This is a genomic window from Runella sp. (genome assembly GCF_965279615.1).
GTDB lineage: Bacteria > Bacteroidota > Bacteroidia > Cytophagales > Spirosomataceae > Runella.
In genome coordinates, this window is record NZ_OZ257252.1 from 755123 (window position 1) to 776566 (window position 21444).

Here is a 21444-nt window from a genome sequence, read left to right on the forward strand (position 1 = left end):
TCCTACAAAATTATACTGCACCTTTGAAAAATATTTTACATTATTCCACCACTCAATTAATAGGTATGCCATGTCTACGATCACGCCTTTTAAATATGCCAAGAATATATTTGTAGCCATTGGAGAAGAGCACGTTTTCAATGCATCCGGCGATTGGGAACGGTTTGAGAAAGGGGTATTGAATGCACTCCTCGAAATTATGAAATACAATTGGACGGGCTTTGGCATTATTCAATACATAAGAGAAATCGGCAAGCCGATTTATATTGTTCCTGTCAGCACTCAAGAGGGAACTTGCGCAGAAGACCGAAGAAGCGCTCCGGGATGGAATGGAGGAATCAAAATTGCCATTGCACCTTCTTTTGTCAACAGTGTTCAGCACGGACCTGGCTCAGGCGCCGATGAAGTTCTTTTACATGAGCTAATTCATGCGCTTTCAATAGTGAGCGGCAACTATCAACGAGGTATGCTTACAGTAGACGGATTCTTTTACCACACTATTGAAGAATTTATTGCCATTGTGCTAACCAATACGTATATATCTGCCAAACACAAGGGGCATTCGCTCCGCAAAGACCATCGAGGGTTTTCAGCGCTTGAGCCTTCTCTGACAGACAATGAACGATTTCTCCTTTACAAAGGGAAAGGCCAATCCTATTATCCTCATTTAGCTCAAATAAAGGCATTGACCGAAAAAAGCGTAAAAGGGAACCTGTGTCGAGAGTTTGTTCGGCACGAAGAAGCGACATTTAATCCCATTGCTTACTATTTAAACAATAAGCAAAAATTTGAGCAGTACTTTACCGGTTTAAATGAGGATGTTGATGATATTCTACTAAAACAATTACGGGAATCAGAAGAATTACTTCGAGAAAAGCCGTTTCCGTAAACAAAAAAAATGTTGCAACTTGTTGCCTCTGCGTGAATCATGCCCACATGAAGAAAACGAATATACGAATTCAGAAAACTTTGCCGCAACGGCGAACCGCCTCTTAGCGTCTCTGCGTGAATCATCTTCACACCAGGGAAAAACTCCACCAACGGCAAAATGTTGAATGATCAATGTTAAATGCCCAATACTCACTCCTACGTTTTTCGTTTTTTCTTCTTAGCCGAAGGGAACAGCACATTGTTCAGAATCAGACGATAGCCCGGCGAGTGCGGGTGAAGGTTAAGGTCAGTAGGCATACGGTGAAATCCGCGTTGTCCTTCGGGGTCGTGTCCACCGTAGAATGTCCATTGTCCACGCCCTAATTCTCCGTAAATGTAGCGGTCCGAGGACTTACTTTGCCCCATGACCAACACACTGGATTTGACCGTTTTTTTATTGAAAGCCGTTGTCTGCCCAAAAAACTCCCGAATCATTGATTCGTGGTTTTGGACGAGCATCGCGGGAATCACGTCCCATTTGGCAGAAAAATCAAACAATGAGAAAAAGCTGTTAGATTCATCTCCGCCCCATCCCTGGCCGGAGGAAGAATTGATGGTGGAAAAAGACATTCCGCCCCGGTATTCGTCGTCATTGAGTTCCAATTTAAAATCTTCAAATGCCAACGTTTTGCTGAAATCAAGCTTAGATTGGGCATTGGGGTCGATGCCGTCACCGTCGAAAATGGAAGGGACGATGTCAACACCTTCGGCCGCCAAAGCTACATCCAACGATTCAGCCCCCGAACACATAGCAAACAGGTAGCCGCCGCCCGCACAAAAACCTTTGATGGTGCGTGCCACGTCGAGCTTCAGCTGTGATACCTTTTTATAACCAAACTTTTTAGCGATGTTTTCCTGCGCCTGAATGTCTTCGAGGCTCATGCGGCGGCGATTGCGACCAAACTGTCCGGTAAAGTCTTCATGGTGCAGGTGGAGCCAATCATATTTGGCCAAATCGCCCTTCATAATTTCTTCATCGTACACGATCTCAAACGGAATTTCGGCGTATTTGAGCACCAATAACACCGCATCGGTATCCTCAAAAGTGGCATGGCTTACCTTGATGGGGCTGTATACCACGATCTTGGCGGCTTTGTGCAGTTTCACGGCATCCATGTTGACGTCAGGGCTGGTGATCTGACTCATCAACGTATTGACGGCCGCATCGGAGATAACATCATACGAGACGCCTCTCAGCCGGCATTCCTTTTCTACGGCAGCGGTATACTTGATCATAAAACTACCGCCACGGTAATTAAGGAGCCAGTCTACTTCCAAATCTTCTTTCAATACCCAATAGGCTACGCCGTAGGCTTTGAGGTGGTTGGACTGGGTTTCGTCCATTGGAATAAGGAGCGAATTGGCAAAGCTTTTCGCAGTCAGTGCCAAGAGAAGGGAGAACAGATACCAAGTTTTCATGAAGTCCGTTGGGGGTTTGCAGGTTCTGTTGTCAACACGCAGAATCACCGTTCCTTTCAAACAATAAGCCCTTCATCTACAGAAAATTACTCTTTCACGAACGGGTAGCAAGCAGTGTTGATATAGCTAAACAAAAATAGCAGGAAAATTTATTTTTTCAAGAAGCGGAAGGATTATATTATTTACACCGGGCAGTTTTTGGAGTACGCTTTGTCGGGGCTAAAGTCATGGGTTTAATAAACTCCCTCCTTACCGGGGAGAGTTAGGAATCATACGCTTGCGTTTCTTCCGATAATACTTCTACCATTAAAACAGGGTTGTTTGCCGCATTTTTAAGTTCGTCAAAAAAAGAAACTTTTCCACAAACAACTGAAACATCCGGATAGACATATTTATTACGGGAGGTAGCTACCCGCAAATCGCTGTTGTATGTAAAACAACGTTCTCCTAAAAATGCATTTCCTAAACTACGCCCTGCGTTATTAGCGATCAGGCTGTGCGTAGGTGTCCCACCAGTCATGGCATATACTTCGCCATCGTGGTATTCGTATTTTGTTTCTGTTTCTTTTTCCAGCGTAAGGTATTCTTCAATGCTTAAACGCGGATGGTATTCAGGCTGCCCCATAATGATGCAGGTTTTGGTTTGGTAAAAATACAAAAAATCCCGAACGCGTTGTTTAACCGCACTCGGGAAGGTCTAGCCTGTTTTTTTTGTGGTTTTAAGAAATCACTTCATCGTTTCGGCGTTTTCGGTTTTGAGAAACCGAAAACACAAATTCATCGTCCCGACTCTTTCGGTTTTGAGAAACCAAAAACACAAATTCATCGTCCCGACTCTTTCGGTTTTGAGAAACCGAAAGCACAAAGCGTGCCGTCAGGTTCTCAAACCTGACGTTTGGGGTTCTCAAACCCCAATGAACGAATAATTGCCTATCGCACTCTACTTCGCGCCCGGCGGGCAATGTTCTTTTAAAAACTTAGTGAACAATGTATTCAAATGACGAGAAGTACCTTCTCCTTCATAAATGCCGTGCGAACGGTTGGGATACGCCATGAATTGGAATTGCTTGTTGTATTTTATCAATTCATTCACCAATTTTTCGGCATTTTGGTAATGCACATTGTCATCACCCGTTCCGTGAATGTACAGTAGATTTTGAGTTGAGCGTAAGTTTTTGGCATGGTTGATGGGTGAACCGCTGATAAAATCTTCTCGATTTTCCTGTGGAATACCCATGTAACGTTCCTGATAAATATTGTCATAACTCAGCTGATCTGCCACGGCTGCTACGGCGATACCCGTTTTGAACAGATCAGGATATTGAAACAAAAGATTTAAAGTGGAAGAGCCTCCCCCACTCCAACCATGAACCGCTACACGACTCGTATCAATGAATGAATTTTGAGCAAAGAGGGCTTTTGCACCCATGGCTAAGTCACGGATATTTACAAGACCTATCTTCCGGTAAATTGCTTTCCGCCATGCTCTGCCGCGTGGTGATGGTGTCCCGCGATTGTCTACAGAAGCATAAATATAACCGTCTTTGGCCATATCGCCGATGTAAAGACCATTACGGCCCGTACCCCAACGATCCATGACAGTCGAACTGGCCGGTTCTCCGTAGACCGAAAAAACAATTGGGTATTTTTTGGTTGGATCAAAGTTTTCGGGCTTGACCATCCAACCGTCGAGTTCGATGCCATCCTCGGTTTTTACTTTAAAGAATTCTACTTTCTTTTTTGGTGACGTTTGGGCGGCTAATTTCTTTGAAATATCCTCCGTTTCTTTCAACGCTTTGTGTTCGGGAAGGCGTAGCCATTCATTCATGGGAGCCGTATTGGCATTCGAGAATGAATGCGATGCCCATGCACCATTCGGTGAAATGTCGTACCGATGCGAGCCGACCTGACCTGCCGGTGACATCCGCTCTGCTTTGCTGCTTCCATCTAACTTTGCCCGAAAAAGGTACGTTTGTGTGGCGTTATCGGGCGAAGCCATAAAGTAAACGTAATTATTTTTTTCGTCGATCTGTACAATGCCGATCACGTCATAATCCCCGGCAGTAATGCATTTTTCGGTTTTTCCATCTCGGGAAACGCGGTACAGATGGCGCCATCCGTCTTTTTCACCCACCCACAAAAACTCTTTGCCGCCATTGAGCCAATCCCAACCGGCAGGGCTGTCGGCCCATGAATAACTGCTTTTGGTTTCTACCCAAGCGTCGTCGTTGTCAGTATAGAATTCGGTAATTTTCCCTGTTTTTATGTCTGCATACAGGCATTTGGCTTGGTTCTGTTTCCGATTCAATTGCTCCATCACCAATTCATTGGCATTCGCCCATTCCATTCGAGGAATATATGTATTGCCCGGGTCACCGGGAGTACTCATCCATTTAGTAGCTCCACCGGCGGCGCTTACTACACCGATCTTATAAGGTGAAGGGCGCTCTCCTACCTTGGGATATTCTACGGGTACGTTGAAGGCATAGGTTGAATCGGTGTTATTGATCATCAAAAAATTGCGGATTTTGGTCGCATCAATTTGCCAAAAGGCAATATTCTTACTATCCGGGCTCCAACGAAATCCATCACGACAATCAAATTCTTCTTCATACACCCAATCAAAAGTACCGTTAATAAGGCGCGTCGTACCGTCTTTGGTCAATTGAGTCACTTTGCCTGTTGCCAGGTCTTCAGAAAAAATATTGCGCTCACTGACATAAGCTGCTTTCTTTCCGTCAGGCGAAAACTTGGCAAACATCAATGAGGAAACGGGGCGGGCTTTTCCTATCTGGGTCAAGGTATTTTTATCCAAGTCCAGCACCCAATAGTCACCACGCGTGTCGTAACGCCATACGCGGGCAGTATTGGTGTAGATCAATGCCTTGCGACCATCTTCCGAAAAGGCATAGCTTCTAACATTCAACGGCTCATTTCGTCCCGCAGGAGTTAATTGTTTACTCGTGACCAACACGGTTTTCTGTAAATCAGGCAGCGCATACTGAACGATCTCTTTGTTTTCAATGCGCCGATAACCATTTCCGTCTTCGGTCCACACGATACCTCGGTTGGACTGCGCATGAAGCGATAATTGTGTTAAAACTAAAAGGAGTACGAAATGGATGCGTTTCATTCCAAAAGGTTATTAATTTGTTGAGGTAAAAAGAGTAGGTATATTTTCCGTAGGGGCAGGCCTCGCGTCTGCCCATTTTGTCGGCATATCTTGGGCGCAACCGGGCAGACGCGAGGCCTGCCCCTACGGGTTTCGGTATTTTGCCATTGCGGCTTTGATCTTTGCGATACGATTTTCGGGGCTTGGGTGCGTACTTTGAAATTCAGCAGGGCGATCAGGCCCGCCCGCTTCGGCGAGTATCTCCATTACTTCCACCATCGCTTCGGGGTTTCTGCCCGTTTCCACCATGAATTTTACGCCAAAATCATCTGACTCCAATTCATCCTCACGACCGTATTTAAGATTCACTAAATTAGCCACATATTGGGCAATATACGCACTTCCGTTGGGAGAATTAGGGTCTGACAGCGCAATCGAAGCTGCACCTGCCAAGCCACCGACCAATTCCTGTTTGGCGATCTGCTGCGCCGAATGCCGTCCTACCACGTGGCCGATTTCATGTCCCAATACACCCGCCAGTTGATCCTCACTTTTGAGACGTTTGAGCAACCCCATTGTAATAAAGACCTGCCCCCCCGGTACGGCAAAGGCATTGATCGTTTCGGGGTCGGCAAGCACGTGAAAATCAAATTGGTAAGGGCCGTTCTTTACTTCGGTGTTCTGCACGATCCCCTGCCCTACTTTTTTGACCAATGCCTGTACTTTTTGATCCTCATACAATCCACCAAATTCAGCAGCCATCTGAGGTGCACTTTGCAGGCCTAAGGTTATTTCTTCTTCAGGCGTAAGGCTTACATGTTGGGTTTTGCCGGTAATGGGATTCACCTGCGACTTATTAAAGTACCCAAACAACGCAACAACAGCCATGATCAATCCGATCAGCAACCGCCCACCAATGCGCGAACGTTCCATAGTTAAAAAATCCCCGCCCCGAAGGGGAATTTAGTGATAAAAGACGTCTCCTTCGGGAAGGAGACTTTGCACACTATGAGCAAGTGAAAATAGGTAAAAAATCATGCCTCCTATTTTCCATTTCTTACTTTAAACAAATAAAAATTATAAAAGTAACCCTGCCAACGTAGCCGACATATACGAAGCCAATGTACCGCAAATAAGTGCTTTGAACCCCAAACGTGCCAAATCGGAACGTCGGCTGGGAGCCAATTCACTGATACCGCCTACCTGAATGGCAATGGAACTGAAGTTGGCGAAACCACATAACGCAAAACTCGTAATGGCAATTGTCTTGGCATCCAGCGTATCTTTAATATGTACCAGATCCAAATACGCCACAAATTCATTGATCACCATTTTTGTGCCCATCAAAGCACCGGCAACTTCTACATCTTTGGACGGAACACCCATGGCCCAGGCAAATACTGAGAAAATTTTCCCGAGCAAAAAGTTAAGACTTAAAGTAGGGAATGCAAAAAGACCGCCCGCTTTTCCCAACAGAAAATCCAATAAACCGATCAGAGCAATAAAACCGATCAACATCGCAACTACGTTAAAACCTACTTTGAGCCCTTCACTTGCTCCGGCGGCTATGGCATCCAACAAATTGGCGTGTGATTTTTTGATCTCCAATTTCACCACACCTTTGGTTTCTGAGGTTTCGGTTTCAGGAAAAACAATTTTAGCAATTACTAATGCACCCGGCGCAGCCATCAAGCTTGCCGCGATCAGGTAAGAGGCCGGCACCCCTAATTTAATATACGTAGCCATTACTCCTCCCGCAATACAGGCAAAGCTTCCGGTCATCGACGCCAACAGTTCCGAATTGGTCATGCCTTTCAAATAAGGCTTGATCATGATCTGGGCTTCTACCTGTCCCACAAATGCCGACGCTACGTTAGACAAGGCTTCGGCTCCGCTGACACCCATCAGCCATTTCATCAAACGAGCCAACACCGCTACAATGCGTTGCATCAGACCGATGTGGTACAATATATTAACAAGGACTGCTACAAATATGATTGTCGGAACAATACTGAAGAAGAAGATAAAGTTATTGCCCTCTCCAAAGGCTTTGGTCAGGACCGAGGGTTTTACCAATGGACTAAAGACAAATTCGGCTCCTTGATCCGAAAAGCTCAACACTTTTTGAACGCCTTTTCCCAACCAATCAAACATTCTTTGTCCAATGGTGGTTTTAAGAATAAAAACAGCTAATCCAAATTGCAATCCCAACCCCACACCCACCGTTCGATAGTTGATGGCCTTGCGGTTGTTGGACAATGCATAGGCAATGCCTAAAATCAATACGATCCCAATAAGTCCTGTAAAACGTTCCATGAAGTGTTTAAGATAACTCTAGTGTAGGTTAGTACTTGGTTAATTCAAGCGAGTAAAGATAGGAATGAGGTTTTATTTTTCAGTAATTATACCCTCATTTTACAAAAAATAAAGTCACTTCCCTTCGCTTCGATTTTGTTTCCACTTAGATTCCCCCCTATATTTGACGGTAATATTGGGACTAAACACACCCACCATGTCAAAAAACTTAGTTATAGTTGAGTCACCGGCTAAGGCCAAAACCATCGAAGGGTACCTCGGAAAAGATTTCACGGTTAAATCCAGTTTTGGGCACGTACGCGATCTTCCCGACAAAGATTTAGGCGTAGATGTTAAAAATGGATACCAACCGGCATACGAAGTTTCTCCGGAGAAAACCAAGGTAATCAGTGAGTTAAAGAAATTAGCAAAAGCTTCTGATGAGGTTTGGCTGGCGACTGACGATGACCGCGAAGGAGAAGCGATTTCGTGGCATTTGAAAGAAGCGCTGGGCTTATCGAAAGATACAAAACGGATCGTTTTTCGGGAAATTACCAAAACGGCGCTGCAAAAGGCCATTCAAAATCCACGCGCTATCGACATGGATTTGGTCAATGCACAACAGGCACGCCGTGTACTCGACCGACTGGTAGGGTATGAATTATCGCCTGTTTTGTGGCGTAAAATAAAAATTGGCAATAATAGTGCCCTGTCAGCAGGGCGTGTGCAGTCAGTAGCTGTACGACTGATCGTTGAACGGGAACGCGACGTGGAAGCCCACGACTCCAAATCGTCTTTTAAGGTCACTGCCCGTTTTGATCTGGAAGGCGGAAAAGTACTGGAAGCCGAGCTTGCCAAAAACTTTGAAACCGAAGCGCAGGCGCGTGCTTTTCTGGAGAAATGCATCGGAGCCACCTTTAAGATCAAAAACCTTGAAGTTAAACCTGCTAAAAAATCACCTGCACCGCCATTCACCACTTCTACTTTACAACAGGAAGCCTCTCGTAAATTGAGTTTTTCGGTCTCTCAGACAATGACCGTTGCTCAAAAACTCTACGAAGCAGGTAAGATATCTTACATGCGTACCGACTCCACCAATCTTTCGGAAGAGGCATTGCAAAAAGCGAAAGACCAAATTGTGACGGAATACGGTGATAAATACCATCACCAACGCGTTTATAAGACCAAATCAGAATCGGCACAGGAAGCCCACGAAGCCATCCGTCCGACCAATTTTGGTGAACTCAAAGCCAGCACCGACCGCAATGAGCAACGCCTGTATGAGTTGATCTGGAAGCGCTCCATTGCTTCTCAAATGGCTGATGCACAGTTGGAACGTACCATTGCCACGATCAATATCTCTACCACAAGTGAAGAATTGGTTGCCCAAGGCGAGGTTATCAAGTTTGACGGATTTTTGAAAGTTTACCTGGAGTCCAAAGACGACGAGGAAGAAGATACAAAGGGGATGTTGCCACCGTTGAACATCGGGCAGATATTATTATTGGATATTCTGAAAGCAACGGAAAAATTCTCACGCCCCAAACCACGCTTTACCGAGGCAAGTTTGGTGAAGCAATTGGAAGAAATGGGTATTGGACGACCTTCAACGTACGCACCAACGCTTTCGACCATCATCAAGCGTGAATACGTTGTCAAGCAGGATAAAAAAGGGTTGGAACGTGATTATAAAGAATTGACCCTCAAGCAAAACGAGATCAAAGAATTCAAAGGCAAAGAGACCTATGGCGCGGAGAAGGCCAAACTGTTTCCGACAAATACAGGAATGGTTGTCAATGACTTTCTCGTTGAATTATTCCCAAATGTCGTTGATTTCTCCTTTACAGCTAATGTAGAGAAAGAGTTTGACGAAATTGCGGAAGGAAAACTGCCTTGGCAACAAATGATCGATGGCTTTTACCAAGGTTTTCACCAAAAGATCGGAGAAGTAGAAGGGTCAAAAGTGCTGAAAAAAGCCGAAGCCCGCGAGCTTGGCCTTGATCCTAAATCAGGTAAACCCATTTTTGCCAAGATCGGTAAGTTTGGACCTTATGTTCAGGTCGGTGAAGCTACTGAAGACGCCAAACCTCAGTACGCCAACCTGAAAAAAGGCCAGCTCGTTGAGACCATAACCTTGGAAGAAGCACTTGAACTATTTTCGTTGCCTCGTGAAGTAGGTTTCTTTGAAGACAAACCAATGGTGGTAGGTGTTGGTAAATACGGTCCCTACGTCAAACACGACGACAAATTTTACTCGCTCGACCGTGGCGACGACCCTTATACCATCGAAGCCGAACAATGCATTGCAGCCATTCGTCTCAAACGCGGCGACTTAGCCGGCGAGGGAGAAGGATTAGGTTTCTTGGAAGAAAAACCCATCACGACCGGCATGGGGAAATACGGGCCGTTCCTTAAACACGACGACAAATACTATTCGCTTCCCAAAGGCATGAGTCTGCAACGCGTAACGCGTGAAGAAGCCCTCGAAATCATTCAGAAAAAGCGGGAAGCGGAGAGCAATAAGGTCATTCGTGAGTTTCCTGAAAATACAACCGTGAAAGTATTACGCGGTCCGTATGGCCCATACATAGCTGTTGGAAAAAGAAATATAAAGATTCCGAAAGACACCGATCCGACCACGCTAACGCTGGAAGATTGTTTGAAATTGGCGGGAGGATAGTTTTTCCGGAGTCAGGTGCGAGGAGTCGGAAGTGAGTAGTTTAGATCGTTAAATAGCTTTAGCTGTTTACAAACTTTATTCTTAATCACTTCTCACTCCTGACAAACATGGACCAGCGCATTATTAATCTTTTTGACGAATACACGCATAAACCGCTCAAAAGGGAAGATTTTCTCGGGCAATTGACCAAACTTACCGGAAGCACCGCAGCAGCAATGGCGGTGCTTCCTTTGTTAGAAATCAACTACGCCAACGCCGCAACCGTCAAACCCAAAGACGAACGGCTGACCATCGAAAACATCACTTACCAGGGAGATGATACCCAAATGAAAGGGTATCTGGCAAAACCTGTTGCACCGGGCAAATATCCTGCCGTGGTAGTAATTCATGAAAATCGGGGAATCAATCCACACATCGAAGACGTAACGCGGCGAGTGGCATTAGCGGGCTTTATAGCTCTTGCCCCCGATGCACTTTCGCCTTTTGGCGGTACTCCGACCGATGCAGACCAAGTACGTACATACTTCGGGCAATTGGACGCCAAAAAGAACCTGAACAATTTTATTAAAGCCTTTGACTACCTAAAATCTCGCCCCGATTGTACAGGTAAAACGGGCTGTGTAGGCTTTTGTTGGGGTGGTGGCATGGTCAATCAACTGGCGGTCAATGTTCCTACACTCAATGCAGCAGTAGCGTATTACGGTCGGCAAGCTGACGCTGCTGATGTGCCTAATATTAAAGCATCCCTCATGTTGCACTATGGTGCGCAGGATGAGCGTATCAATGCAGGCATTCCGGCATACGAAGAAGCCCTTAAAAAGGCAGGAGTCAATTATGAGCTTTACGTATATGAAGGGGCACAACACGCTTTCAATAACGATACAGCCCCAACGCGCTACAACGAAGCTGTCGCTAAATTGGCGTGGGAACGAACCATTGGGTTATTTAATAAAAAACTGAAATAAGGAGTTCTTATATCTTGTAGTGTTTGACCCCGGATGGGGTCACATGTTTGTAGGTAAAAGTAATTGCTTGCTACAAATATGTGACCCCATCCGGGGTCAAACAGCCGGCAAATAAAGAAATTTTGAACAGACACTTAACCTATTTTCAATAAAAAGTCCCTTCCATTTGCTTGGAAGGGACTTTTTTTCATGGTGAGAATATAGATCAAAAAGCTATTCAGTGGTATTAATTTCCCGGACGACGACCACCGCCGCCACCTCCCTGGCCTTGGCCCTGGGTTGCGTTGTCACCTGAACTTTCCCCCTGTTTAGTGTCATCATTGTTAACACTTTTCTTGCGTTGGAAGAAGTTACCGTCAAAGGTCATTTTTCCAAAACGTTTGCGGAAAGTAAGTCGGAAACCGCGGTTATACATGTAATTGACCTGCTCTTGGGTAAATACGTTTCCGGGCGTATTGCTGCTCAAATTGGTACGTTGGCGAAACGCATTTTGCAGGAAGTTTTCAGCTCCAAAACCTAAGCTGGCCTGTTTCTTTTTAAATTCTTTCAGGATATTGAAACTGTATCCCATAAAACCGCCTCTTGTACCCTGCAACTGTATCTCACGCGCCCGGCCAAAACCGAACATCTGTGCGCTCCAATCCTTTCCAAGTTGGTATTGAATTTGCCCGAAAAGGTTAAACGTCCAGTTTTCGTTTTTAACACCCAACGATGGGCTGTTCAACATGATGTAACGTACATCAACGTTACCGTTGATTGTCAAGCCTTTGGCCGGTTTTACCATCGCAAAAACGTTCAATCCGTAAGCGCGATTGCTTCCTATGTTTTGGAAGGTAGTCAATAATGTATTGCTGTTTACAACCACACTTCCTACGTTCACTCCCTGTTGGCTGGTCAATTGGTTAAACAATTCCTGTCCGCCACGGTAACGAACCGTTTCAATTGATCCATCTGTCAAACGGGTATAAGCTGAGAAATTCAACGTTGTTGTTTTGATGAATGTGCTTAGGTTAACCTCAAAGTTGTTGGTGTATTCCGGATTAAGGTTCGGGTTTCCAAATGATACATTAAACGGATCACTCTGCGAAACGTTCGGGTTCAGGAACTGAATCGAAGGACGTTGAATACGGCGGTTGTAGCTGAAACGAATCGTTTTATTTCCTTTCAGGCTTTTTGAGATCGTTATGCTTGGTACCAAGGTTGAGAAATTCGGCAGATTTACCGCCGGAGCATCTTGGTATTTAGCCCCTAACTGGGTGTATTCATAACGCAAACCCGGTTTGAAACCCCATTTATTCTGCGTTTGAAACAGGAACGATAAATACCCGGCAAAAACGTTTTGATCATAGCTAAATACATTGGTCCGAAGCGGATTCGGAATGTAAGCTCCCTTTCCGGTACTATCGTAATTGAAGCGATAATCACTTTCAATATGGCGCAGGATCATCTTGGCACCTGTTTCCACCTGAACATATTTGCTCAGTGGGTCTTGGTAGTCAACCTGTAATGTATGTTCCTTCGTAAAGCTTTTGTTTGGGTTATTTTCACGGTACGAAATTCCTCCATCTGTAGAGCCACGGTATTGGTCACGTGTGTAGCTGTTATCACCGTTATTTTGGCTTAACTGCGCCAGAACGCTGAATTCCTTGTTTTCCTTGTCGAACTTACGCGTATAATCAAGGTTTATGTCAAGGTTATTACCAATGTTTTTGGAGTCGATCTTATTGGCAAATGTTTTCGTGGAAGTAGCCCCGAAAAAGCTGTACGATTGTTGGGTATTGTATTGATTCTGAGCACGGCGGCTGTTACGTACACTCAGCGTAATGTTATCTTTTGCCGTAGGAGAATAATCCAAACTCAATTGAGCATTTCCAAAACCACCCAATTGATTTCCGTCATTTTCCTGGCGGGTTCTTACAACATCTCCGTTGGTCAACTGGCGGCTAATGTCAATATAGCCTCCCGTAGGCGGATACATCATACGACCGCCGGCATTGATGGAAATACCTAATTTTTTGGTTCTAAGGTTTACGTTTCCGAATAGGTTACTTGAACGGTTTCCTCCGGCTATATCTACCGAACCGGTGATACCCTGTAACGTATTTTTCTTCGTGATGATGTTAATGATCCCGGCCGAGCCTTCCGCATCGTATTTTGCCGAAGGAGAAGTAATTACTTCAACGGTTTTGATCTGGTCTGACGGAATCATCTTCAAGGCATCCGCCACGCTGTTGGCAACAATGGTCGAAGGTTTACCGTTGATCAGCACCCGAATATTTTCACTACCGCGCATCGACACGTTTCCGTCCAGGTCCACCGAAAGCAAGGGCACTTTACGAAGTACGTCTCCTGCATCCCCGCCGGCATTTGAAATGTCTTTTTCGGCGTTATACACCAAGCGGTCTACTTTGTCTTCAATAATGGCTTTTTCGCCCGTTACGGTCACTTCCGCCAACGTACGTACATCCGGAGGAAGGTTAACGTTTCCTAAATTTTGCTCTTTGCTTCCTTTGCCAATGGTCAGTTTGGCAATTTCGAAGTTTTTATATCCGATAAAACTGGCTACAAATTTAAAGTCTCCGTCGGGTACTCCTTTTAATAAAAAGCCTCCCTTCAGGTCAGTAACCGAGCCGTCAACGGGCTTGCCGGTCTTGATCTCAAAAAGGGCAACGGTAGCATATTCAACGGGTTTTCCTGAAGCAGAATCAATGATAAAACCGGACACCCGGCCATTCCCTTTGGGCAGGTCGGGCAAAGCCTGTTGCTGTTGTTGACCCATTCCACCCGGGCCACGGTCTCCTCCACGTCCGCCACCTCCACCAAAACCTCCTCCTCCTCCGGGAAACTGGGCTTGAGAAGCGTAAGAAATTCCTAAAACGGCTGTCAGTACGTAAAAATATTTTTTCATTATGAAATTGATTATAATAATATGTCTATCCATTCAGACAATAAAAACTACACAAATGTTGCTCCTAAAGAGTTAGGAATTGGATAAAAACGACCAAATACAAGGTCTAAACGACTAAATGGGGGGAAAACATAGACGAACTTAAATCAGTCAAATAAGGGCCAATTGACGCCAAAACCCAACGTGCGGCCCACAACGGGATAAAAAGGTGTAGAGAAATAACCGGCATTCAAGGCTCCCTGATAAGTGCCCTGCGCGGCATTGGCCATTTTTACGAACAATCGAACGCGATTTATGCGTGCATTCAAGAACACTTCTGTATAGACAACCCCCTCGGTTTTGATCCGATTTTGAAGATGAAACTGCTGGGTCAGAGGCATATAAGCATCTGCGTAGTACGGCGATTTATAGTGCAGCTCAGCTCCTACCTGTAAGTATAAAACTTTCGCATATACGAAGTCAAAGCTGGCGCGGAAATTGGCAAAAAAGCGAGGAATGCGCAGAACGGCATCGTTGGAAACCAATGTATAATACGTATGGGTCAGGAATTGAAACTTACCCGGACGAAACTCGGCCTCTCCTCCGATACGCACTACGCTGAACGCGCTTGTGTATTGACGCGCTATGGCGGCTGTATCGTAATAAAAATAGTTATTGATCAAATGATAATCCAGTCGCGGGCTAAATCGAATACTTTTGGTATTGATGTTTATTTGTCCGTAAATGTTATTCGAGTTGACCAATCGTGTAGAATTGGACCAACGCAGGTTATTGCTGTCGTATAACAGTTGGAGGAAGGTAGGCGAAGTAAATGTGGAAAGATAGCCGGCAGTAAACCATTTGCTCACCACTTCTCCTTTGATCTTAAAATCACGCCCCAAAAGGTATTCAAACTCGGCAGTGGCTCGTTGGGTGCTGTCTTTGAGGTAGTAGGCAAGCCATAATCCCACAAAATTCTCAAAACGATTGAGGCGATAAGTACCTGTCGTGCTGTCAATCTTGGAATAGACTCCGCGCATATTGGCGATCCGTTGTCGGTAATGCGCGCGGTAATTAAACCCCTGATAACGTCCTTTGATGCCGAATTTGTTTTCAAATAAGCGGAACTTTACCTCCTGATGGGTTCGGGTGGTATCGTAATAGTAGTTATTGTAAAATCCGTACAGACGCGCATTGGTCAGGTCGCTGTCGGTAAAAAAATCAATGTTGCGTTTGTAATCAAACACATGATATACCTGAAAACCCTGCGCCAATACGTATTGTTGATAAATATGAACATTATTGCGCCGTTCCCACGATTGAGCCGTTCGAAAGGTCGCGGAAGGGTTGTCGTATTCGGTTCCTCGGCTTGTAGCAAAATTAAGGCTGTCGGGCGACATTCCACCCTGTTCCAGTACATTGTGGTTCAGGTGATTGAACTGGCCTAAAATGGTGTATTTGTCGTTTGCCGAACGGTAATTTCCGTGAAAAACAAATCCCCAGTTTTGGGTTAAATTCGTTTGATTATCAGCTTGCCCACTCGTCCCAAATTGCTTATTAGTAGTAAAACGCTGCACATTGATGCCTAAATTCAGTCGGGGACTTAGGTTCTGGCTATGATCGAAACGAACTATATTTTGCCCGGAGCCGCCCAAGGCAAGGTATAAGTTGGTGTACGGAGATTTGGTATCGTAATATTTTACGTCGTTGATTGCGTAGGCATAAGGGGTATAAGCTTCATAGCCAAACTGTGCGCCTAATTGCTCAATGGGCCGAAAGAATACATTGCGCGAAGCGGTCCCGAAATTACCGAGATCGACCAATTGAAAATCAGACCGTTGTACGAAATTATACCGATGGAACGCGTTGTAGGAAGTATCTATTCGGTAGAGGGTTTTGTGATTATTAAAAATATCCTCTTCCAAAAAGTAACGCGCAGTACTTGGCCCATAAATAACCTTGGTAGAATCATCGATCTTGGCTTGCCCGCCTGATCCGAAACCTCCCTGCTGACCGGAGCCCAATGAACCGCCCGTTGGCATCCGAATCTGGCCGTGAGCCGCCACGGAACAAAAACCGCAAAAAACAATGTATAGCCACTTTTTCACAGCGCAAAGGTAATATAAGTTTTTAGTCGTTCACTCTCCTAACTCCATATTCACTTCTTAATAACCGGAATACCTACTGGCTTTCAACGAATTACCAATGGACTTACTGCAAGAATTAACGATATTTAACCTTTTTAGTATTCGGTTAGGGTTTGTCCTGTAAAGCATATTAATTTTGTCATAACCATAATAGAAGTGTCAAATGTCCAGATATGCATTTACGTATCAGCAGGAAATAGGTCATCAAGGCCAAAGTCTGGTGCCTCATTTTCCGGGCGGTTTGTCGGGCGTCACCATCGGCCCCGGCTATGACATGGGAAGCCGCACTCCCATGGAGATTTACGAAGATTTAACGAAAGCAGGCATTCCACCTCAAACAGCGCAGAAGTTCATGGATGCGGCCTCAAAAACAGGCGATGAAGCGCAAACTTGGGTGAATGAACATCATCATGAACTTTACATAACGGATGAACAACAGCAGGCGCTGTTTGACCATGTGTTGGTCGATGAATATGAACGACGGTTACGGTCACAGTTGGTTCAATTTGCCGATGAAAATGAGAATGTGACCCATGATATGATCTCGTGGGAAAATCTCTCTGAAAAGCAAAAACACATTCTGTTTGACTTTGCCTATAATCCGGGATTAAGCAAGTTTCCTACCTTGACCGAAGCGGTATTGAATGAAGATTGGGATACAGTCGCGGCATCGTTTGAACGATTCTCGGGCGGTGAACCGCTCTCCTACCGTAACGATACTTTTTATGCCACGTTTCTCGACCCCAACGCGCCTCCCATTGAGGCTTCTCTTGAAGTGGCAGAAGTAATCGAAACCGTAGAAACGCCTGAAAATGAGCCGATAGAAACGGTAGAAGCCATTTGGAGTAACGACCTCTACGCTGAAATACCTGTTTTGGAAGAGCATCCTACCATCCCCGAGCCACAGCCCGACGCTCATTTAGAGAATTTATTGGACGAGCAGGATTGGAATGTATAAACAGACAGGAAAGATACTAAAAGCCGCATCTCTGAAGAGGAGACGCGGCTTTTACTTTTAAGAAATGTCGATAAGACTTATTCTCCCAAAGGCTTCACCATTATGTCTTTATAATATACTTTACTTTTAGGATCGTGGCCTTGTAATGCAAACGTTCCGTTGCTGATCTTCCGACCCGGATCTTTTACTTTTTCTCCAACTTCGTCGGGTTCGACATAGTCCACTACTGTTTTATCGTTGATCTTTATGGTTATGTGTTTGCCCTGCACAATGATGTGTTCTGTATACCATACGTTATCCTCTACAAACACATCCTTCACATCCTGAACACCGTAAAGGCTTCCGGTTCTGCGCCAATCGGTGTGTGAGTTGTTAACCTGCACTTCATAACCTTTTGACGGCCATCCACCTTCCTGGTATTGCGTATGAAAATAGATACCGGAGTTGGAGCCCGGTGTAGTCATTACCTGTGCTTTAAATTCAAAATTTTTAAAGTTATGGTCTCCGATTTTTCCGTCATAAAAGATATGCGCCCGGGGGCCTGCCACCATAATTGTTCCATTATCAATGCTGAACGAAGAGGCATTTTCTCCCACTTTCCAGCCATCCAGTGATTTACCGTCAAAAATGGAAATCCATCCATCTTTATTCTTTTTTTGTGCAAAACTTACACTTACGGCCAGCAAAACCATCAGTATACTGAAAGACAAAACTTTTTTCATGATTCTTTATTGATTAAGGTTTAAAACATAATAAGGCTGAACAGGCCCAATTACTACTTTTGATTTACGCCAATTTTCTTCCTGAATCGCCCTCCTTTTCTTCGGTTGTGAGCAACCGAAGGCACAACCAAAGATTTTCGGTTTTACATTTTGCAGTTTTACATTTTACGGTTTTTCTGTTCATTTTTCTACTTTGCGTCATTTCTTCGGTTATGAGCAACCGAAGGCACAACCAAAGATTTTCGGTTTTACATTTTACGGTTTTTCTGTTCATTTTTCTACTTTGCGTCATTTCTTCGGTTGTGAGCAACCGAAGGCACGATAATCAAAAAAAGAGGGACCGCAGCCCCTCTTCATTAATCAGTTGTATCAAATCTATCGGATGAGTTGAATCCACCCTTTGCTCGTAACCGGCTCACTCTCATGAGCTAAGGTTTTAAACGTTACTTTTGCCTGATAGAAATACGTTCCTGTCGGAAGTTCCTGTCCGTCGGTTGTTTTACCATCCCAATTAATGCCGGGCGTATTGGTTTCAAATACTTTTGTTCCCCAACGGTTGTATACTTCAAAGGTAATTCCTTCTATAAAAAGTGAACAGGTCAAAGGAATGAAAAGGTCATTTTTTCCGTCGCCGTTGGGAGTAAAGACATTAGGTACCTGAAAGGCCTCGCAGTTATTATTACAAACCACGTTGCTTTTGGCACTTTCCGTTCCAAACCTTGATATCGCTGTTACGTAATAACAACCTGCATATGAATCCAATCCGTTATGTTTGAAAGTGGTAACAGGCACTGTCGTTTGACCGACACGTTTGTAAACATCTTCAGGATAACGGGCAAAATAGATATTATAACTTGCGACGGCTGCGCACGGTTGGTTGGCGGCATTGGTAGACGGCGAAGTCCAATTCAAGGTGTTGCTGACGGTTTCAGGGCAACTGCCCGTTGCTACCGTTGCACAATCCAACACATCAAGTTTCAACTCCGGCGGGCACGGTTTGGTGCTGTCAGAAGGAACGCCGCAGGCAATTTGGGAGAAATTGAACAATTGACCTACCCGAATCCGCGGGCTGTCGTACGTACCAACAGTTTCAACCCGGTAACAGTAGTTAGAATCGGTCGATAATTTCATTGAAGCATCTCCATCAGCTAAAAAGCGGTCGGTTCCGTCGTCAATGTATGTAAAGGTAGTCGGCCCCTGAACAGCTACTTCGGCGATCAGGTTAAATGTTCCGGGACGTCCGCGATTTTCGCGATACACTCGATGGCGTTGATTTTCATTGCGCCAAGGTACAATAGCCTGCCAATTCAATCGCAATCCCTGCGAAGCCGGCGATACATCCAACCGAACGCTGCTGGCAGGTTCGGTGGTTCCCAGACTTGTCAGTGTACCGTTGAGCGTATGAAAAAATTCAAGTCGATAGCGATACCCGTTCTGAACGGTATTCAACCCTCGGTCCACATAAATTGTATCGGCGTTGTTACCAAGAGTTGTATTAATGGTAGCAATGACGGTGTACGTTGTTCCGTTTAGTCCCGTTGCTCTGGAAAGGCGATACTGATATGGACCGGGCACATCACCCGGAGCAAACGGCGGGCGAGTCCATTTCACCGTAATTACGCCGCGAGTGGCACTTGTTGTATCAACCGTTACATTGGTCAGCACCGGAATTTGAGCAGGCAGGTCCAAACAGGTTTCATCCGAAAGCGGGCTGTTGCCTCCTTGTGGCAAAGCATAAATAACCCGAATCCGATAACTGTACTGAACTCCGCCACGACGCAGGCCTATTCCGTTATTATCATCCGTGAAGGTCGTGGTAGCCACCGGCACGCGACCGATTTCGGTATATCCCAACGCTACCGGGTCTCCGGGATTGGTACATCCGCTGAATGTTCCACCCGTACAACCTTCTTTACGATAAATGGCGATCTGCGCTCCCGGCAACTGGCAACGGTAAGACGTCCAATTCAATACAAAGCCCGGCACCGCTCCGGTAGAAACCCTTGCGGCAAGTCCAACCGGTTTTGGGGCAACGACCCGTATAGAAAAAGACTCTAATGAAGCCAACTGCAAACTGGTACGCCCCGGTAAATCTTCCACCTTAAATACAACATCATACATTGCAGTACGAATGTGGTTGCAATTGGTCAGCCATTGGAAAGTTCCGATTGCTGGTGAACTCAGCGGTGTAGTGACTGAAGGCGCAAACGTAGCATACGCCGGGGAGATCAAAGGTGGAGCAAACGCATTTCCGTCAGGATCAATGTTAAATACTCCTCCATAAGCCGACAGGATCATCCTGTTATTATCAGGATCAGTTGCGCGTATATTTTGGGTGACTGTTTGTCCTGCTTCTACACAGGTGTTCGCAATAGGGTCGATCAACGGCCTCCGGTTAGGACTGTCAGCCACAACGATCTGCATATCCCGCACTACTTCTCCTATCTTGACTCCGTCTCGCCACTCTTCAATGATAAAGGCAACGTTATAAATACCGACTACTGCGGGAGCATCCCAACATAGATCGCCGGTGATAGGATTGATACTAAATGTAGCGGGGGCGTTTTTTAATTCAGTTTGTGCAGCAGGATCAAGTCCCAGAGCAGGATCACGATAGCCATCAACGTTTCGGTTGATACAAGTTGCCTGGGTTCCTTGCTTTGGAATCGACAGACGATAGGCCAAGCTATCGCCATCGGCATCAAAAGCGGCAGGATTGTGGCAGAATTTTTGACCGACACGTGCCGAATCAAGCGGAGGATTAAGCATCACCGGCGTTCTGTTCAAGCCCAAAGAAGCATTGATCACCAAGGTTGTTTCAACATAAAACGGGGTATTGAGTGAATTACTCATATTGACTACCCCATCATTACGGTTTTCAATCCCTACTGATATTACATATACACCGGGAGAGGAGAAGGTAAAGTTCGCCGTAAAAATATTAATAGAGGTTGAATTGGTAATGGCTTTTCTGGTCCCCCTCTTGGCTAATAAGGTAGATCCCACACCTCCGCTAAACGGGCGAATACAGAAAGTAACATCGTTTTGTCCGTCACTGGCCATGCGCCCACCAATTTCGTCATGATACGTGGTAAGTCTGATTTCGTAGGTTAAATCTTTGTCCGATAATCTTTTGGCCGTGATTTCACCTGCGCGAACGTGCGTTGCGTAAGAATAGTATGTGCTGAAGGCGCACAACAGAAAAAATAGAGAACGTAGAGTCAATTGCCTCATCGGTAGTAAAATATAAAATGGGGTCAAAAATACCTTGCGGTTAGGTCGTCGCAATTATTAATTAAAAAACGAAATATTTGCGTAAATGGTGTAAA

14 protein-coding genes are annotated in these 21444 nt (G+C 45.2%); 4 read left to right on the plus strand and 10 right to left on the minus strand.

Annotated elements, in window-relative coordinates; translation table 11 throughout:
• Positions 1 to 70 precede the first annotated feature (70 nt).
• Positions 71 to 889 (plus strand): hypothetical protein, encoded by an 819-nt coding sequence (locus ACQY73_RS03360; protein ID WP_428661438.1) that lies wholly within the window; start codon positions 71 to 73, stop codon positions 887 to 889.
• A 197-nt stretch (positions 890 to 1086) separates the two neighbouring features.
• On the opposite strand, the gene ACQY73_RS03365 is transcribed toward ACQY73_RS03360, so the two are convergent.
• From ACQY73_RS03365 to ACQY73_RS03390, 6 genes are all read right to left on the minus strand, one after another.
• Positions 1087 to 2349 (minus strand): asparagine synthetase B, encoded by a 1263-nt coding sequence (locus ACQY73_RS03365; protein ID WP_428661441.1) that lies wholly within the window; start codon positions 2347 to 2349, stop codon positions 1087 to 1089.
• 262 nt (positions 2350 to 2611) lie between these two features.
• On the minus strand, positions 2612 to 2974 hold the full coding sequence (locus ACQY73_RS03370) for a Uma2 family endonuclease (protein WP_428661443.1): 363 nt from the start codon (positions 2972 to 2974) through the stop codon (positions 2612 to 2614).
• A 94-nt stretch (positions 2975 to 3068) separates the two neighbouring features.
• On the minus strand, positions 3069 to 3257 hold the full coding sequence (locus ACQY73_RS03375; protein ID WP_428661446.1) for a hypothetical protein: 189 nt from the start codon (positions 3255 to 3257) through the stop codon (positions 3069 to 3071).
• 32 nt (positions 3258 to 3289) lie between these two features.
• Positions 3290 to 5482, minus strand: a complete 2193-nt coding sequence (locus tag ACQY73_RS03380) for a DPP IV N-terminal domain-containing protein (protein WP_428661448.1) — start codon at positions 5480 to 5482, stop codon at positions 3290 to 3292.
• Between the two features lie 123 nt (positions 5483 to 5605).
• Positions 5606 to 6394 (minus strand): M48 family metalloprotease, encoded by a 789-nt coding sequence (locus ACQY73_RS03385; protein WP_428661449.1) that lies wholly within the window; start codon positions 6392 to 6394, stop codon positions 5606 to 5608.
• A gap of 144 nt (positions 6395 to 6538) precedes the next feature.
• Entirely contained in the window at positions 6539 to 7777 is a 1239-nt protein-coding gene (locus tag ACQY73_RS03390; RefSeq protein WP_428661452.1) for a NupC/NupG family nucleoside CNT transporter, read from the minus strand.
• A gap of 196 nt (positions 7778 to 7973) precedes the next feature.
• Here ACQY73_RS03390 and topA point away from each other — a divergent pair, with 196 nt between their 5' ends.
• Together topA and ACQY73_RS03400 are read left to right on the plus strand one after the other, a co-directional pair.
• Positions 7974 to 10436 (plus strand): type I DNA topoisomerase, encoded by a 2463-nt coding sequence (gene topA, locus ACQY73_RS03395; RefSeq protein ID WP_428661455.1) that lies wholly within the window; start codon positions 7974 to 7976, stop codon positions 10434 to 10436.
• Between the two features lie 107 nt (positions 10437 to 10543).
• Entirely contained in the window at positions 10544 to 11401 is an 858-nt protein-coding gene (locus tag ACQY73_RS03400) for a dienelactone hydrolase family protein (protein ID WP_428661458.1), read from the plus strand.
• A gap of 226 nt (positions 11402 to 11627) precedes the next feature.
• On the opposite strand, the gene ACQY73_RS03405 is transcribed toward ACQY73_RS03400, so the two are convergent.
• Together ACQY73_RS03405 and ACQY73_RS03410 are read right to left on the minus strand one after the other, a co-directional pair.
• The gene (locus ACQY73_RS03405; protein WP_428661461.1) at positions 11628 to 14309 is read right to left on the minus strand and encodes a TonB-dependent receptor domain-containing protein; all 2682 of its coding nucleotides are present in this window, start codon (positions 14307 to 14309) and stop codon (positions 11628 to 11630) included.
• A 146-nt stretch (positions 14310 to 14455) separates the two neighbouring features.
• Entirely contained in the window at positions 14456 to 16396 is a 1941-nt protein-coding gene (locus ACQY73_RS03410) for a putative porin (RefSeq protein WP_428661464.1), read from the minus strand.
• Between the two features lie 202 nt (positions 16397 to 16598).
• On the opposite strand from ACQY73_RS03410, the gene ACQY73_RS03415 reads away from it, so the two are divergent.
• A complete protein-coding gene (locus tag ACQY73_RS03415) occupies positions 16599 to 17393 on the plus strand; it encodes a pesticin C-terminus-like muramidase (protein ID WP_428661467.1) in 795 nt (264 codons plus the stop codon).
• Positions 17394 to 17470: 77 nt separating this feature from the next.
• Here ACQY73_RS03415 and ACQY73_RS03420 read toward each other — a convergent pair whose 3' ends face one another.
• Both ACQY73_RS03420 and ACQY73_RS03425 read right to left on the minus strand, forming a co-directional pair.
• Positions 17471 to 18115 carry a 3-keto-disaccharide hydrolase gene (locus ACQY73_RS03420; RefSeq protein WP_428661470.1) on the minus strand — a complete coding sequence of 215 codons (645 nt, stop codon included), beginning with the start codon at positions 18113 to 18115 and terminating at the stop codon, positions 17471 to 17473.
• Between the two features lie 375 nt (positions 18116 to 18490).
• The gene (locus ACQY73_RS03425) at positions 18491 to 21349 is read right to left on the minus strand and encodes a gliding motility-associated C-terminal domain-containing protein (RefSeq protein WP_428661473.1); all 2859 of its coding nucleotides are present in this window, start codon (positions 21347 to 21349) and stop codon (positions 18491 to 18493) included.
• Positions 21350 to 21444: the final 95 nt, after the last annotated feature.